This window comes from Arthrobacter sp. B1805 (genome assembly GCF_002929745.1).
Lineage (GTDB): Bacteria > Actinomycetota > Actinomycetes > Actinomycetales > Micrococcaceae > Arthrobacter_D.
In genome coordinates, this window is sequence record NZ_PJIQ01000006.1 from 1 (window position 1) to 14,138 (window position 14,138).

Sequence of the window (14,138 nt, forward strand, 5' to 3'; positions counted from 1 at the left end):
TCCTTGGAGAGCTTCGGGATGGTGCCGAACTGGCCTGTCGCGCGGGCTTCTGCCAGCTGCGCGAGGGCGTCGTTGGCGCCCTTGACGTAGGTGGCCTGGTGCTTGGAGTGGTGCAGCTCCATGATCCGGCCCGAGATGTGCGGCTCCAGGGCCGCGTAGTCGTAGTCAAGATCCGGCAGTACGTATTCGCTCATGTGGTGCTCCTCGTTCGGTGTGGCGGTGGTTTCAGCCCACCATCGACTGGTCGCCCAGGCGATGGTAGGAACGGTTGTGGTAGACGAGCGGGGTGGCGTTGTCGCTCCTGGCCTGCTCAATCGTTACGACCTCGGCGGCGAGGATCATCGATCCGCCGATGGGGAGTCGGTGCAGGATACGGCAGCGCAGGGCCCAGGGTGCGTCAGTCAGGAGCGGCTCGCCCGTCGGGAGCGGCTGCCATTCGACCGCTCCGCCGAATCGGTCTGCCCCCCGCGTGGCGAACAGGCGTGCGATGTCGAGCTGCTCCGCGCCGAGCAGGTGCACCACCAGGGTCTCCGCAGCGACGAGGACGGCGGCCGACGACGACGCCGTCGACACCGAGAAGGCCAGGACAGGTGGTTCCGCCGATACCGAGGAGACCGATGACGCCGTCAGGCCGACCGGACCGTCGGGCCCCTGCGCCGTGATCACGGCTATGCCGGCAGGGTGCGTGCGGAACGCATCCTTGAAGAGCTCTGCGGTGGGGGCGGCGTGCCCGGTGGGGATCGTCATGCCTCCAACGCTAGAACCTGAACAAAGGTTGAGGTCAAATCGGTCAGGAGTCGAGCAGCGTCGAGCGGATGCCCTTCGATGCCGCGGCATCGTCCGGGTTGACGAAGCCGCAGGTCGCGAGCGAAAGACACCCGCAGCCGATGCACCCGCCCAGTCGGTCGCGGAGGTGTTCCAGCTGGGCGATGCGCCTGTCGATCTCCTGGTGCCAGGTCGCCGAGAGCCGCTGCCAATCCGCCTGGTCCGGCACGCCGTCCTTCGGGAGCTCCGCGAAGGCGGTGGCGACCGTCGCGAGGGGGATACCAGCGCGCTGCGCCGCCGCGATCACGGCTACCCTGCGCAGCACCGAGCGGTCCTACCGGCGTTGGTTGCCAGCGGTCCTTCGGCTGTGGATCAGGCCCTGGCGCTCGTAGAAGTGCAGCGCGGAGACGCTCATGCCGCTGCGCGCGGCCACCTGCCCCACCGAGAGATCCGGGTCGTTCGGCATGAGCGCTCCTTCCTGCTGCGGCGAACCGCCGTCGTCGTGCCAGCGTAGGCCGCGAGGCGACGTCGATGGCGGGGGCGACGGCGAACGCCATCAGCTACTTGCCCAGCAGCTCGATGGCGTACTGCTTCAGCGGCGTCGTCGGGCGCCCGATGATGCGGGAGAGCGTGCCGTCGCTCTCGGCCAGGAGTCCGTCCGCGATATTGGCGTCGATTGCGGCGACGAAGCCTGCCGTGCCCTCGTCGAGTCCGAAGCCCTTGAGTGCCGCGATGTGCTCGTCGGTCGAGACCTGGTTGACGGTGACGTGGTTGCCGGCAACGTCCGAGACGGTGGCTGCAAGCTCCTCCATGGTCCAGGGCTCATCGCCGCCGAGCTCGAGGATCTCGCCCGTGTACTCGTCCGAGAGCAGGACGACGGCGGCCGCTTCTGCGTAGTCCCTGCGCGTCGCGCTCGCGACCCTGCCGTCACCCGCACTCGTCAGGATCGCGCCCGTCGAGGCCGCCTGGCGGATGGTGTCGTCGTAGTTCTCGGTGTACCAGTTGTTGCGGAGCACCGTGTAGGTCAGTCCCGAGCCCTCGAGAAGTCCTTCGGTGGCTTTGTGCTCCGGCGCGAGGACGAGCGCCGATGTCGATGCCTTCGGTGCGCTCGTGTAGACCAGTGAGGCATCCACCCGGCGGGCGGCGTCGATCACGGCCTTGTGCTGGACGGAGCGCTGCCCCACCTCGTTGCCCGAGATAAGGAGGATCTTGTGGGCCCCCGCAAACGCGGCGTCGAGCGTGGTGGCGTCCGCGTAGTCGACGCGCGCGGTACGGACACCGTGCGATGCGAGCATGCCGAGGGCTTCCTCGTTGCGTCCACCGGCGACGATGGTCGAGGGATCGACGCCGCGCGCCAGCAGCTGCTCGACGACCTGGCGGCCGAGGTGACCCGTGGCTCCGGTGATGACGATGGTCATGTGTGTCCTCCTGGTGGGTTGGATCGGGCACCTGGGCGGTGCGTCTACGAGGCGTAACCGGGCGAGGGCGAATTCACTTCCCGGTGACGGGTCCGGACTGCGCGGGAAGCGGAGAATTATGGGCGGACCTGATCAGGGCAGGTCGTCCTGCGGCGTGTCATGACTCGGCCGGCTGCCACTGGGACAGGTCGACGATGCGGTCCGCGGCACTCCTCGTCGCCCCGACGAGCGCGGCATTCGGCTCGTCGACGCGCTGCACCCACTCCTCCGCGGCGCGCGCGTCCTTGCCGAAGCGGATGTGGCGGTCGACCAGGCGACGACGGCGGACCTCCTGGTCGCCGTCGACGAACCAGACCTCGTCGAGCTGCTCCCTGGCTTCACGCCAGCCCGGGGCATCGAGCAGGAGGTAGTTGCCCTCGGTGACGACCAGGGCTGCCGATGGCGCAACGGGCAGAGCATTGGCCAGTGGCTGCTCGAGGGTGCGTTCGAAGGCCGGGGCATAGACGACATGACCGGGATTCCGCCGGACCCGTGCGAGCAGTGCCGCATAGCCGTGTGCGTCGAACGTCTCGGGGGCGCCCTTCCGTCCGAGGAGCCCCAGTGCGTTCAGGGCCTGGTCGGCGAGGTGGAAGCCGTCCATGGGGACATGCGCCGACGCTCGGGGATCGAGGGCCACCAGTGCGGATGCGAGAGTGGTCTTTCCTGCGCCCGGCGCCCCCACGACCCCCAGCAGGATGCGCTGCCCTGACGCGGAGCGCGGCACGAGCCGGCGGAGCGCGTCGGTATCCCGGATCTGCTGTGCTTCCATGCCGCCGTCCCTCGCCACGCATCGGTCCCGTCCTGCCGTGCTGCCCGGCAGGCATTCCAGCTCCATCATGCCGGGAGGCGCCAGGGAAAGCGCGCACGAATTTGCCCGACGGGCGCCACCAGTTGGCCGGGAGCACGAGCGCGGGACCGGCGCAAGCGCTACCTGCCCGAGGGCGGGGCTGGAGGGCCGGACAGGCGCTCCGCGAGGATGGAGCGATACCTGCCGGGAGGGCGAATGGGACACGCGGTGCTGCTGGGGGACTCCATCTTCGACAACAAACGGTATGTCGGCGGGGGGCCCGACGTCGTGGAGCAGCTGCGGGACATCCTGCCGGTGGACTGGTCCGCCACCCTGCTGGCGGTCGATGGTGACATCACGACCGGAGTCGCCCGCCAGCTGCGCTCCGTGCCCGCCGATGCCACCCACCTCGTGGTCAGCGTCGGCGGCAACGACGCCCTCGGACACAGCCACCTGCTGCAGCGGCCCGTCGGGAGCGTGCCCGAAGCACTTCTCGCGTTCCATGCCGCGCAGCAGGCCTTCGCCCACGACTACGCGACCATGCTCGACCGCGTTGTCGCCATGGGTCTGCCCGTCGCCGTCTGCACCATCTACGACACGCCCAGCTCGGAGCCGGCCTACAGGGTCATCCGCACGGCGCTCGCGTTCTTCAACGACTGCATCACCCGGGCGGCCTTCGCGCGAGGCGTGTCCGTCGTCGACCTCCGATTGGTGTGCGACGACGACGGCGACTACGCGAATCCGATCGAACCGTCGGTGCAGGGCGGCAGCAAGATCACGGCAGCCATCCGCGCATTCCTCCTGCCCGAGCCGACCGTCAGGCACTCGGCCGTCATCGCGGGCTGAAATTCCCATCAGGTCACGGCCTGCTAGCCCGCAGGACGCAGCGAGGTGATCATCGTCCTGATATCCCGGTACTCCTCCGTCTCCATGTAGGTCTGCGGAGTGTCGATGTGCATCGGTTTGCCTGGATACACCTCGAACGGATCGTAGGTGCCTCCGAAGGCAGCCCCGGACGGCGGCCACGTGAAGAAGTGGGAGATGGGGCAGGCCGTGGGTCCCGCTGGTTCAGGGGCGGAGGTGATGCCGTAGGCGAGCGTCGATGCGGCCACCGGATCTGCCACGGCGGGATCCGTGCGTCCCTCGAAGACGAACCTCGGAGCGTCCGGTCCCTGTGCCAGCGCCGGCAGGGGCTCCGAATCGAGCAGGGCATACGGAAGTTCCGCCGGGCATACTGCCCCGGTGACCAGATTGGTCCGGAGGGTTGCCAGTTGTCGACCGGCTTCGTCCGTGACGATGACGGAAGCGCCCTGGGCAGGTGCATCCGGGGAGACGGCCACCGACCAGCCGGACGGGTGATCGAAGGACAAACCCCCGTCCGTCGTCGTGTAGGTCGCCCAGTCCCCGTCTGCGACCGGGTTCGCTGACGCCGTTGATGCCGGTGGCGTAGCTGGGGACGGGGAGGGTGCTGGAGACGGCGACTGGGTCGATGTGGGCGTCGGCGCGGACGAGGTCGCCGTGACGACGTCGGCTTCCTGGTCCGGATCACCGCCCGCGGTGCCCGAGCCAGGGAAACTGCAGGAGGCGAGCACGACGGCGAGGCACAAGGCCCCGGACGGAAACAGCGCGGACGTAGCTGATCGATGCATGGTTACTCCTTCGAAACGCGGCTGGATCGCCCCATGATGCTGTTCCTCCGGGGGTGAGGAACAGCATCGCAACGGGATTGTTGCCGGTACCGCCCGATCGATGCAGATTCGTGCGCTCATCGTTATGCCGGCGTGATCACTCGCGGTGGCGACTGCTGCCGCCGGATGCGGTAGCGCCACCGTCGCCGGGCGGTGCGTAGGGTCGAACCATGAGACCCGAGACGATCACTGCCCTCCGCCGCCAGTTCCATTCCCACGCCGAGCCCGGGTTCCTCGAGTACCGGACGGCTTCCCTGATCCTCGCGGAACTGGCGGGGATGGGCGTGCGCGCCATCACCGGAAGGGGCGCGATCGACGTCGGGGGCATCGCGCTCCCGCCGACCCAGGCCGAGAAGGACGAGTGGGGCGGGCGGGCCGTCGCAGCCGGAGCATCGGCGGAGGATGTCGCCTACTTCCAGGAGCACGGCACTGCGATCATCGCGGAGCTGGAGGGGAACCGGGCAGGGCCGACGTGGGGACTCCGGGTGGACATCGACGCCCTGCCGGTCGACGAGGAGACCGCCACCGATCATGCCCCGGTGGCTGGAGGGTTCCGCTCCACCACGCCGTGTATGCATGCCTGCGGCCATGACGGCCACGCAGCGATCGGCCTGGCGCTCGCGGACCGCCTGCGCGACGGGAACTTCCCGGGCCGCGTGCGCATCATGTTCCAGCCAGCCGAGGAGGGTGTCCGCGGGGCGCAACCGATGATCGACGCCGGGGTCACGCGCGGCGTCGACCGTATGCTCGCGGTCCACCTCGGTGGAGACCTGCCGACCGGGACGGTGGTCGGCGGCGTCACGGACGCGATGGCGACCACCAAGTGGAAAGCCACGTTCGACGGCGAGGCCGCCCACGCGGCGGCAGCACCGGAGAAGGGACGCCACGCCCTCGCGGCCGCCGCCCAGGCGACCCTCGCGATCCTCGGACTCACCCGCTTCGCGGAGGCGGACACCCGAGTCAACGTCGGGACCTTCCACGCCGAGGGCAGCGCCAACATCATCCCCGCACGTGCCACCATCACCTACGAGACCCGGTCGACGTCCAACGCGGTCCTCGACGGTCTCAACGACCGTGCGGAGGCAGCCGTCCAGGGAGCGGGGCAGATGTACGGGGTGACCGTCTCCACGAAAGCCTACGGACGGGCCGCGGTCTCGCAGCCGGACGACGGGCTGCTCGAGGACGTCGCCCGCGCGGCCGCCGGCGTTCCGGGCATCACGACCTTCACCCCCAAGGGTCCCTCCGGCGGTGGAAGCGATGACGCACACCTGCTCATCCGCGACGTCCAGGCGGCCGGTGGCTGGGGCACCTACATCTTCGTCGGTGCCTCCAACCCCGCACCGCACCACCACCGCCGGTTCGACGTCGACGAGGACGCCCTGGTTCTCGCCGTCGACCTGCTCGAACGCCTTCTCAGAAGCTGAACGACGACCACTGGACCGGAGGGGCTGCCGGTGCGAGGGTTGGGGAATGGTCAGCGAAGACGACGTCCGGTCGGTATGCCTCGCACTGCCCGGGGCCTCCGAGCGGCTCAGCTGGAACAGGCCCGCGTGGTTCGGCCGCACGCTGTTCGCCCGAATGTGGGACGACGCCGTCCTGACCGTCAAGACCGCCGAGCGCGACGCATTGATCGCTACCCAGCCGGCCGTCTTCTTCGTCCATCCACACCATGAGCGGTACGAAGCGCTGGTCCTCGTCCGGCTCGGCGCGGTGGACCTCGGCGAGCTGACGGAACTGATCGACGAGTCCTATCGGATCGCCGGGCGCAACCGGTCCTGAAGGCCGACGAAGGGTCCACCCACCGGCGCCTCCTAGCCGGTGGCCACCCGAAGATGGGTGGGGAGGATCGCTCCGGGCGCGCGGCTGCGGATCAGCAGGAGGTTCCGGGCATGCTCGTGGAGCCGGTGGTCCTCCTCCGAGCGCGGCACCCACGGCGGCACCGGGACAGCGGTGCCCTCGTCGTCGCGCGCGACCATCACGGTCAGGCACGTGGTGGTCAGGGCCATCTCCCGCGACGTCGGGCTCCCCGAGCGGACATGGACGGCCACGTGCATGCCCTTGTGACCCGTGTAGACGAGGCGCGCCTCCACCTCGACGACGTCCCCGATGCGCAGTGGCTTGAGGAACCGGACGCCGCCCGAGAAGACGGCCACCGTGTCGAGTCCGCAGTACCGCGTCGAGCAGACGTAGGCCGCTTCATCGATCCAGTCCATCACCGTTCCACCGTGCACCTTGCCGCCCCAGTTGACGTCGGTGGGTGCGGCCAGGAACCGGAGGACGGTGCGTTCCGCCGTGCCCGCGTCGGTGTACTCCTGTCGGCGCATCTCCTCGACGATCTCCTTGCGGACGCCGATCCGCGCCACCGCGTGTTCGCTCTCCAGCCGCTCGTCATCCGTGGCCGGCACGAAGGCGGGGACGGGCACGGGCCTTCCGTCGGGTCCCACGGCCACGAAGATCACGAGGCACTCGCTGCGCTTCCCGCCGTCGTTCCCGGAGACGGAACCGGACGAGACCACGGTGCGGATGTGCATGGAGGACGTGCCCGTGTGCACGATCGTGGCCTCGACCTCCACGAGATCGCCCACCACCACCGGGTCGGCGAAGTGGATGTTGCCCACATAGGCCGTCACGCAGTAGGTCTTGGCCCAGCCGACCGCTGCCGCGTACGCCGCCTTGTCCACCCACTCGAGCACTGTTCCGGCGTCCACCGAGCCGCTGTGCCCGAGATCGGTGGGAGAGGCCAGGAACCTCAGGGTGACGGCGTTCGAGGGGGTCTGGGCCGGAAGCGCCGGGTGTTCGTCCATGACCAAGTATCACCATGACAGGGACATGGTGATACTTGATTACCCCGGGGCGACGAGTCGCCCGACGGCCAGACGGATCAGTCGACGTCGCTCCTCGTGCTCCGATTCGGGATCGTCCGGCGCGGCAGCGATAGTGGTGCTGACAGGAGACCACGTCAGGGAGAGCGCGATCACCAGCGAGAAGAGGTGGGCCGGCGGGATTCCGGGATCGACGAGGCCCTTCGCCTGAGCGGAGGCGATCGATGCGAACTTCGCCTCGTCCAGCGTGCCGATCTCCGGTCCCAGCCCACCGGACGGGGCCCGCTCCAGCCGGGTCCAGACCGCGAGCTTCACGACGACGGGATGTGCGAGGTAGTCGTCGTAGAGGCGCACGGCGTAGCCCGGCAGGTTCTCGCCATCGATCGGGACGGCGTCCACGATGGCACGGAGGCTGTCCTGCAGGACGGCGCTGAAGAGTTGCTCCTTGTTGCCGAAGTAGGCGTAGAGCAGCGCCTTGTTGGCCTGCGCTGCAGCAGCGATGCGATCGATACGAGCCCCGGCGAGTCCGGAACGGGCGAATTCCGCGGTCGCGGCGTCGAGTATCCGCCGCTTGGTCGCATCGCTGTTGCCCATGCCGCCCACTCTAATCCAACCAGGTAGTTACTTCGCGGCGGGGGAAGGGGTAGGGTGACGGAACCAACCAAACGGTTGGTTTACTTGAGGAGCAGGAATGAGACAGATCACCGGCTACGCCTCGCAGCAGGGCAGCGACGGCGTCGCGCCCTACGCCTTCGAGCGACGACAGCTCCGTCCCGACGACCTCGCGGTCGACGTCCACTACTGCGGTGTGTGCCACAGCGATTTGGATGCGGTCGACTCGGCCGCGCAGGGTCCGGCTCGGCTCGTGCCGGGCCACGAGTTCACCGGAAGGGTGGCGGAGATCGGCAGCGAGGTGACGCGCTTCGCCGTCGGGGACATGGTGGCAGTAGGGAACATCGTGGACTCGTGCGGGGCCTGCACCGCCTGCCTCGCCCATCAGGAGAACTACTGCCACGCCTTCCCGACCCTCACCTACGGCGGCTCGGACCGGCATGACGGACTGCCGACCCAGGGCGCCTACTCCACCGGTTACGTGGTGCGCGAGAACTTCGCGTACGCAGTGCCGCCCCACCTCGACGCTGCGGCTGTGGCGCCGTTGATGTGTGCCGGAGTCACGGTGTGGGAGCCGTTGCGCCGGTGGCAGGTCGGACCGGGCACACGGGTGGGAGTCGTGGGGGTCGGCGGTCTGGGTCACCTCGCGGTCAAACTCGCGAAGGCGCTTGGTGCGCGGGTCACCGTCTTCACCACGTCGCCGTCGAAGGCGGATGCTGCCTACGCGCTCGGGGCAGACGATGTCGTTCTGTCGAACGACAGTGATGCGATGAGCGCCCAGCACGACACGCATGATCTCATCCTCGACACAGCGTCCGTTCCCCACGACATGACGCCGTACCTGCGAGTCCTCGCGATGGACGGGACGCTCTGCAGCCTCGGCATCCCGGAGAGGCTCGACTTCGATCCGATGGCCCTGCTGATAGGGCGCAAGAGCATCGCCTCGGCTGGCAGTGGCGGAACCAGGGCCACTCAGGAACTACTCGAGTTCTGCGGCGACCACGGCATCACCGCGGATGTCGAGGTGGTGCCCGTGGCCGAGGTCAACGAGGCCCTCGCGCGGCTCCGACGCAACGATGTCCGTTACCGGTTCGTCCTCGCCATGAAGGCCTAGCAACCGGATACGAGGTCGACGACGGTCACCCCACCTGCCGAACGGTCGTCCGCCATGGCGACGAGGGCATCGGGGACGTCCGCGAGGGGGATGGTCCGCTCGATCAGGTCCTGCGGACGCAACCTGTTGTCGGCGACGAGGTCGAGCAGGCCCGGGTAGTCCTGCGCCGGCATCCCGTGGCTGCCGAGCACGGACAGCTCCTTGCCGATCACCGCGCCCATCGGGATCACCGGGTCCTTCGGGAAGAGGCCGATCTGCACGTGGCGGCCGCGGGGTCGTAGCGAGAGGATCGCCACTGCAGCGGTCTCCTCGCGGCCGAGGGCGTCCACGGACACGTCGAACCCGCAGGGTGCCGCATTCGCCAGGGCCTGTAGCACCGCGGCTCGGGACATCCAGGCCGAGTCGACGGTGCTGACGGCGCCGAAGCGGGCGGCGCGCTCCAGCGCCGCAGGATCGACGTCGACCGCGACCACCTCCGCGCCCAGCGCCACGCCGATCATGACGGCGCTCAGTCCTACCCCGCCGCAGCCCACCACGACGAGCGTATCCCCGGGTTCGAGGCGCGCCTGGTGCACGAGCCCGCGGTAGGACGTGGCGAACCGGCAGCCGAGAAGGGCAGCTGCGCCGCTGTCCAAAGAGGCGGGCACGGCGATGAGGTTGGTGTCGGCGTCGTGCAGGGCCACGAAGTCGGCGAACGAGCCCCAGTGCGTGAAGCCCGGCTGTGTCTGGTTCCGGCACACCTGACCGTTGCCGGACGCGCACTCCGGGCACTGCCCGCAGGCGCACACGAAGGGAGTGGTGACGCGGTCACCCACGGAGAAGCGGCGGACCTCGTCACCGAGCGCGGTGATGGTGCCGACCAGTTCGTGGCCGGGGACGTGGGGGAGGGCGATCCCGTCGTCGTGCCCCAGCCAACCGTGCACGTCGCTGCGGCACAGGCCGGTCGCCTCCACCCGGACGACGACGCCTCGCCGCGAAGGGGTGGGCTCGGGAACGTCCCTGAGAACGGGACGGGCGGAGAATTCGTCGAACCAGACAGCGCGCATCGCACCATTCTGCCTCGCGGATTCCCCGCCCGGACCATTCAGGCCTGTCGTGTCAGGACCTGAGCTGCCCTGCCGTGCGCGCAGTGCGCGAGCCGGCGCGCCGGGCTCCGGTGATGAGTGGGTCCTTCGAGAGGTCCATCATGAGCGCCACGCACAGCCCGATCATCACGAGCAGGAACGGTGCCGCGGCGATGATCGTGAGTGTCTGCAGGGCCTGGAGGCTTCCGACCGACAGCAGGATAGCGGCCACGCCGCCTGTCAGGGCCCCCCACATGATGGTCAGCCACTTGCGCGGCACGGCCGCGCCGAAGGAGGACAGCGATCCGAGGACGATCGACGAGGCGTCCGCTCCCGAGATGAAGAAGATGGCGACGAGGATCACCACGAGGATCGAGGTCACCGAGGCCAGCGGGTACTCGGCCAGCAGTGCGAACATCGCTGACTCCTGGCTCTCGGCATTCGCCGCCGCGATGTCGACGCCATTGTTCTGGAGGTTGAGCGCCGAGCCGCCCCATACGCCGAACCACACCACGCTGATGAGGCTCGGAACGGCGACGACCCCGATGATGAACTCGCGGATGGTGCGGCCGCGCGAGATCTTCGCGAGGAAGGAACCGACGAACGGGGTCCACGAGACCCACCATGCCCAGTAGAAGATCGTCCAGGCGGCGAGCCACTCGTGTCCGCCGAAGGCGCCGGTGCGCGAGGACATCTGGGGCAGGCTGATGAGGTAGTTGCCCGCCGATGCCGGGATCAGTTCCAGGATGAAGACCGTGGGGCCGACGACGAAGAGGAAGAACAGCAGGGCCAGGGCAAGGATCATGTTGCCGTTGGAGAGCCACTTGATGCCTCGGCTGATGCCGCTGACGGCGGACAGGACGAAGCAGGCCGTCAGCAGGGCGATCAGTCCTATCTGCAGACCGAGGCTGCTGCCCACTCCGAAGACCTTGGTGAGCCCGCCGTTGATCTGAAGGACGCCGAGGCCCAGGGAGGTGGCGGATCCGAAGAGGGTTGCGAAGATCGCGAAGACGTCGATGGCGCGCATGCCCTTGGGCGTGGGGCGGCCCCGGAACAGTGCGGTGAAGGCGCCGCTGAAGCCGGTGCCGCGTCCCTTGCGGAAGGCCGAGTAGGCGAGCGCCAGACCGACGACGGCGTAGATGGCCCACGGATGGATGGCCCAGTGGAAGAGCGTGTAGTTCATCGACTGGCGCGCCGCCTCGGAGGTGGCGGGCTCGATGCCGTTCACGGGGGGCGTGAGGTAGTGCGTGATCGGCTCGGTCACGCCGTAGAACATGAGACCGATGCCCATGCCGGCACTGAACATCATCGCGATCCAGGATGCGCGGGAGTACTCGGGTTTCTCGCCGTCCTTGCCGAGGGGGATGCGCCCGTACTTGCTGAAGGCGAGGAAGAGCGCGAATACGACGAAACCGGTTGCCGTGAGGACGAAGGCCCAGCCGAAGTTCGAGACGAGGCCGTTCAGCACCGCGGTGGTGACATCGGAGAAGGCGGTCGGGAAGATGACGGCCGCGAGCATCAGCAGGATGACGATCGACAGCGAGATAAAGAGGACGGGCCTGTCCAGCGCGGCCTTCGCGGGTGCCTCTCCGGGAGGGGCCTCGAAGGGCGTGTCCTCGCTGGGCGGTGATCCTTGAATGGGCTCGGTGGAATTAGACATAGGGCTTACGATACGCGCGGCGCACGAGCCGGGCGTGGCGCAATTCGGCCCGGATGCTGCTTGCCGGTACCATCCGCTGCTGCTTCCGCGCGTCCGGGTCCGACCCGCCGGCGGCCTCCGCCCGAGCGGGCGCAGGGCGCCTGCTTCCCTCTATCCCCGGCGAATCCTCTGCCCCGCCGGCGTGCAGTCGGCGCCACTCGGGGTGCTGCAAGCCACGCCGAGGGGTGACCGCTTCCAGCGGTTGCGGCCGCTGCATCCGACGGTCCGATTGTGACCAAGCACGCAGCCCGGGCCCTCGGTGCGGGGCCGGAGCGGCCGACGGATCAGCTCGCGCGCAGCTGGTGGCGCTCCCGCCGGTCCTTCACGGTGTCGGTGGCGAGGCTCAGTCCGAGACCGATCGCGACGAGGAGGATCATCACGAACGGGAGGACGTCGAGCCCGATGCCGTCGAGCAGGAGTCCGCCGAGCAGGGCGCCGCCACCGATGCCCACGTTGAACGCCGTCGTCTGGAGCGCGGCCGAGAGATCGCGGGTCCGGAAGGACGCGGTGCGCAGCATGCGGGTCTGCAGCATCGCGGGGATGCCGCCGAACGCCGCGCCCCAGACGATGACGGCTATCAGGACCACCACGGTGCTGGCGGTGGCGAGCGCAAGGGTGAGGACTGCCGCCATGACGACCAGCACGACGCCGACGAACGCCTTGCGCGGGAAACGGTCGGAGGCGTACCCGGCACCGACCAGCCCGATGATCCCCGCACCGCCGTAGAGGAACAGGACGAGGGCGACGGATCCCTGCTCGAAGGAGGAGACGTCCGTCAGCCAGGGGGCGATGTAGGTGTAGAAGGTGTTCTGGCCGGTCAGCAGGATCAGGATCACGGTGCACAGCAGGAGCACGGCTTTGAAGCTCGGGTCCCGGTACAGGGGAACGCGTTCCTCTCCGGCCTTCCGTTCCACGTGGTGGTTGACCGGTGGCAGGAATTTCACGATCACGAGGGCGAGGACGGCGACCACTACCCCGATGATGACGAAGGCCGCACGCCAGCCCAGCGCATTGCCGATGGCCGTTCCCACCGGCACGCCGAGCACGAACGCCGCCGTCCCGCCGCCGGCGGTGATGGACACGGCCTTGCCGAGTTGGTGGGCGGGGACGAGGTGCGCCGCGTACGCTGCCACGACGGCCCAGAACAGGCCGTGCGCCAGCCCGCCGAGGATGCGGGCCGCCACGAGCACGCCGTAGGTGGGCGCTATCGCCGCGATGACGTTCGCCACGGCGATGACGAGCAGCACCACGACGATCAGCGACTTCCGTGAATACCGCTGCGTCACGGCAGCGAGTGGAGTGGTCGCGATGACGACGGTGCCGGCGAAGATGGTCACGAGGTAACCCGCCGTAGAGATCTTGACGTCGAGGTCACGCGCCATGGCGGGGAGGAGTCCCGTGGGAAGGAATTCGCTGGTCACGGAGACGAAGATCGCTCCCGCAAGGGACAGCAGCCCGATGTAGGGGAACGGTGCGGTGGTCTTCACCGGCGAGGAGGAAACAGACAAGGGATACCAATCATGGGGATTCCGGCGGTCGTCGCCCCGGCTGCACCGTTGAAATCCGAAGGGCGTACTGCGGTCAAGACTAATGATCGCCCTGACCCTTGCGCCAACACCGCGGGCTCCCATGTCATTCCTGCGGCGTCATGTCCCCCGGTGGGAGCCGCCCGGCTCCAGATGACGCCCTGCGCGCGGGAAGTCGGCCTGCAGGGCGCGGTGAACCGGCGTCAGTTCCGCTCCGCGTCGAAGGCGAAGCGACTGGGCGCCGTCTCGGTCCGCTCGCCCGGCGCTGCTGTCTCCTGGGCGCCAGGGGCCGGCTCGCCGCTGGTTCCGGCGGAGTCCTCCGGGTTCGCGTGCTGCGGGACGAGCGTCAGGCGCGGACCGTCCTCGCGGTCGTCGAGTTCCTCGGCCAGTTCGGCTTTCCGGAACTCCGTCTCGGTGGCCACCTCGCCGTCCTCGGCGACCTCGTGCTCGATCTCGCGATGCACCTTGCTGTTCAGGATCTCGACATCCTCGTCCCTCAGCCGACCGAGGTCGGCGGGGAACGGTTCGTCCGGGGTGATCCTGCTCTTCATGGCCATCCAATCTCTGACCGTGAACCGCACGGCAACCGTTCGATAGTAGGGGC

16 protein-coding genes and 1 pseudogene are annotated in these 14,138 nt (G+C 68.7%); 4 read left to right on the forward strand and 13 right to left on the reverse strand.

Annotation, left to right across the window (positions count from 1 at the left end; translation table 11 throughout):
- The 6 genes and pseudogenes from CXQ96_RS08135 to CXQ96_RS08155 all read right to left on the reverse strand — a co-directional run.
- Positions 1-194, reverse strand: a pseudogene (locus tag CXQ96_RS08135) (superoxide dismutase); the annotation flags it as partial.
- 31 nt (positions 195-225) lie between these two features.
- Positions 226-747: a flavin reductase family protein gene (locus tag CXQ96_RS08140; protein WP_104117557.1), complete on the reverse strand. Its 522-nt coding sequence runs from the start codon at positions 745-747 to the stop codon at positions 226-228.
- Between the two features lie 43 nt (positions 748-790).
- Positions 791-1,090 carry a redox-sensitive transcriptional activator SoxR gene (gene soxR / locus CXQ96_RS08145; protein ID WP_308662671.1) on the reverse strand — a complete coding sequence of 100 codons (300 nt, stop codon included), beginning with the start codon at positions 1,088-1,090 and terminating at the stop codon, positions 791-793.
- A gap of 9 nt (positions 1,091-1,099) precedes the next feature.
- Complete coding sequence (locus CXQ96_RS18985; protein WP_308662673.1) at positions 1,100-1,231, reverse strand: MerR family DNA-binding transcriptional regulator; 132 nt, start codon at positions 1,229-1,231, stop codon at positions 1,100-1,102.
- 94 nt (positions 1,232-1,325) lie between these two features.
- Positions 1,326-2,183 carry an SDR family oxidoreductase gene (locus CXQ96_RS08150; RefSeq protein WP_104117558.1) on the reverse strand — a complete coding sequence of 286 codons (858 nt, stop codon included), beginning with the start codon at positions 2,181-2,183 and terminating at the stop codon, positions 1,326-1,328.
- Between the two features lie 157 nt (positions 2,184-2,340).
- On the reverse strand, positions 2,341-2,991 hold the full coding sequence (locus CXQ96_RS08155; RefSeq protein ID WP_219816111.1) for a nucleoside/nucleotide kinase family protein: 651 nt from the start codon (positions 2,989-2,991) through the stop codon (positions 2,341-2,343).
- A 234-nt stretch (positions 2,992-3,225) separates the two neighbouring features.
- On the opposite strand from CXQ96_RS08155, the gene CXQ96_RS08160 reads away from it, so the two are divergent.
- Positions 3,226-3,855, forward strand: coding sequence for an SGNH/GDSL hydrolase family protein (locus CXQ96_RS08160; protein ID WP_104117560.1), 630 nt, complete (start codon positions 3,226-3,228; stop codon positions 3,853-3,855).
- 23 nt (positions 3,856-3,878) lie between these two features.
- Here the strand turns inward: CXQ96_RS08160 and CXQ96_RS08165 are convergent, their stop codons facing one another.
- The gene (locus CXQ96_RS08165; RefSeq protein ID WP_104117561.1) at positions 3,879-4,658 is read right to left on the reverse strand and encodes a hypothetical protein; all 780 of its coding nucleotides are present in this window, start codon (positions 4,656-4,658) and stop codon (positions 3,879-3,881) included.
- Positions 4,659-4,867: 209 nt separating this feature from the next.
- Here CXQ96_RS08165 and CXQ96_RS08170 point away from each other — a divergent pair, with 209 nt between their 5' ends.
- Together CXQ96_RS08170 and CXQ96_RS08175 are read left to right on the forward strand one after the other, a co-directional pair.
- Complete coding sequence (locus tag CXQ96_RS08170) at positions 4,868-6,121, forward strand: amidohydrolase (RefSeq protein WP_104117562.1); 1,254 nt, start codon at positions 4,868-4,870, stop codon at positions 6,119-6,121.
- A 46-nt stretch (positions 6,122-6,167) separates the two neighbouring features.
- Positions 6,168-6,476 carry an MmcQ/YjbR family DNA-binding protein gene (locus tag CXQ96_RS08175; protein ID WP_104117563.1) on the forward strand — a complete coding sequence of 103 codons (309 nt, stop codon included), beginning with the start codon at positions 6,168-6,170 and terminating at the stop codon, positions 6,474-6,476.
- A 32-nt stretch (positions 6,477-6,508) separates the two neighbouring features.
- On the opposite strand, the gene CXQ96_RS08180 is transcribed toward CXQ96_RS08175, so the two are convergent.
- Both CXQ96_RS08180 and CXQ96_RS08185 read right to left on the reverse strand, forming a co-directional pair.
- Positions 6,509-7,501 carry an acyl-CoA thioesterase gene (locus CXQ96_RS08180; RefSeq protein WP_104117564.1) on the reverse strand — a complete coding sequence of 331 codons (993 nt, stop codon included), beginning with the start codon at positions 7,499-7,501 and terminating at the stop codon, positions 6,509-6,511.
- Between the two features lie 39 nt (positions 7,502-7,540).
- Positions 7,541-8,113, reverse strand: a complete 573-nt coding sequence (locus CXQ96_RS08185; RefSeq protein WP_104117742.1) for a TetR family transcriptional regulator — start codon at positions 8,111-8,113, stop codon at positions 7,541-7,543.
- Between the two features lie 97 nt (positions 8,114-8,210).
- On the opposite strand from CXQ96_RS08185, the gene CXQ96_RS08190 reads away from it, so the two are divergent.
- Positions 8,211-9,245 carry an NAD(P)-dependent alcohol dehydrogenase gene (locus CXQ96_RS08190; RefSeq protein ID WP_104117565.1) on the forward strand — a complete coding sequence of 345 codons (1,035 nt, stop codon included), beginning with the start codon at positions 8,211-8,213 and terminating at the stop codon, positions 9,243-9,245.
- Here the strand turns inward: CXQ96_RS08190 and CXQ96_RS08195 are convergent.
- From CXQ96_RS08195 to CXQ96_RS08210, 4 genes are all read right to left on the reverse strand, one after another.
- Complete coding sequence (locus CXQ96_RS08195) at positions 9,242-10,291, reverse strand: alcohol dehydrogenase catalytic domain-containing protein (protein ID WP_104117566.1); 1,050 nt, start codon at positions 10,289-10,291, stop codon at positions 9,242-9,244. The genes CXQ96_RS08190 and CXQ96_RS08195 overlap by 4 nt on opposite strands.
- A 52-nt stretch (positions 10,292-10,343) precedes the next feature.
- Positions 10,344-11,969: a BCCT family transporter gene (locus CXQ96_RS08200; protein ID WP_104117567.1), complete on the reverse strand. Its 1,626-nt coding sequence runs from the start codon at positions 11,967-11,969 to the stop codon at positions 10,344-10,346.
- Positions 11,970-12,292: 323 nt separating this feature from the next.
- On the reverse strand, positions 12,293-13,495 hold the full coding sequence (locus CXQ96_RS08205) for an MFS transporter (protein ID WP_181036401.1): 1,203 nt from the start codon (positions 13,493-13,495) through the stop codon (positions 12,293-12,295).
- Between the two features lie 242 nt (positions 13,496-13,737).
- Complete coding sequence (locus CXQ96_RS08210) at positions 13,738-14,085, reverse strand: hypothetical protein (RefSeq protein ID WP_146070840.1); 348 nt, start codon at positions 14,083-14,085, stop codon at positions 13,738-13,740.
- Between the last annotated feature and the right edge of the window lie 53 nt (positions 14,086-14,138).

Bases quoted from the DNA above. Each gene is read 5' to 3' on its own strand.
- CXQ96_RS08155 (WP_219816111.1), bottom strand. From the start codon at position 2,991: ATGGAAGCACAGCAGATCCGGGATACCGACGCGCTCCGCCGGCTCGTG.
- CXQ96_RS08160 (WP_104117560.1), top strand. From the start codon at position 3,226: ATGGGACACGCGGTGCTGCTGGGGGACTCCATCTTCGACAACAAACGG.
- CXQ96_RS08190 (WP_104117565.1), top strand. From the start codon at position 8,211: ATGAGACAGATCACCGGCTACGCCTCGCAGCAGGGCAGCGACGGCGTC.
- CXQ96_RS18985 (WP_308662673.1), bottom strand. From the start codon at position 1,231: ATGCCGAACGACCCGGATCTCTCGGTGGGGCAGGTGGCCGCGCGCAGC.
- CXQ96_RS08170 (WP_104117562.1), top strand. From the start codon at position 4,868: ATGAGACCCGAGACGATCACTGCCCTCCGCCGCCAGTTCCATTCCCAC.
- CXQ96_RS08150 (WP_104117558.1), bottom strand. From the start codon at position 2,183: ATGACCATCGTCATCACCGGAGCCACGGGTCACCTCGGCCGCCAGGTC.
- CXQ96_RS08165 (WP_104117561.1), bottom strand. From the start codon at position 4,658: ATGCATCGATCAGCTACGTCCGCGCTGTTTCCGTCCGGGGCCTTGTGC.
- CXQ96_RS08140 (WP_104117557.1), bottom strand. From the start codon at position 747: ATGACGATCCCCACCGGGCACGCCGCCCCCACCGCAGAGCTCTTCAAG.
- CXQ96_RS08195 (WP_104117566.1), bottom strand. From the start codon at position 10,291: ATGCGCGCTGTCTGGTTCGACGAATTCTCCGCCCGTCCCGTTCTCAGG.
- CXQ96_RS08180 (WP_104117564.1), bottom strand. From the start codon at position 7,501: ATGGACGAACACCCGGCGCTTCCGGCCCAGACCCCCTCGAACGCCGTC.
- CXQ96_RS08200 (WP_104117567.1), bottom strand. From the start codon at position 11,969: ATGTCTAATTCCACCGAGCCCATTCAAGGATCACCGCCCAGCGAGGAC.
- CXQ96_RS08210 (WP_146070840.1), bottom strand. From the start codon at position 14,085: ATGAAGAGCAGGATCACCCCGGACGAACCGTTCCCCGCCGACCTCGGT.
- CXQ96_RS08175 (WP_104117563.1), top strand. From the start codon at position 6,168: ATGGTCAGCGAAGACGACGTCCGGTCGGTATGCCTCGCACTGCCCGGG.
- CXQ96_RS08185 (WP_104117742.1), bottom strand. From the start codon at position 8,113: ATGGGCAACAGCGATGCGACCAAGCGGCGGATACTCGACGCCGCGACC.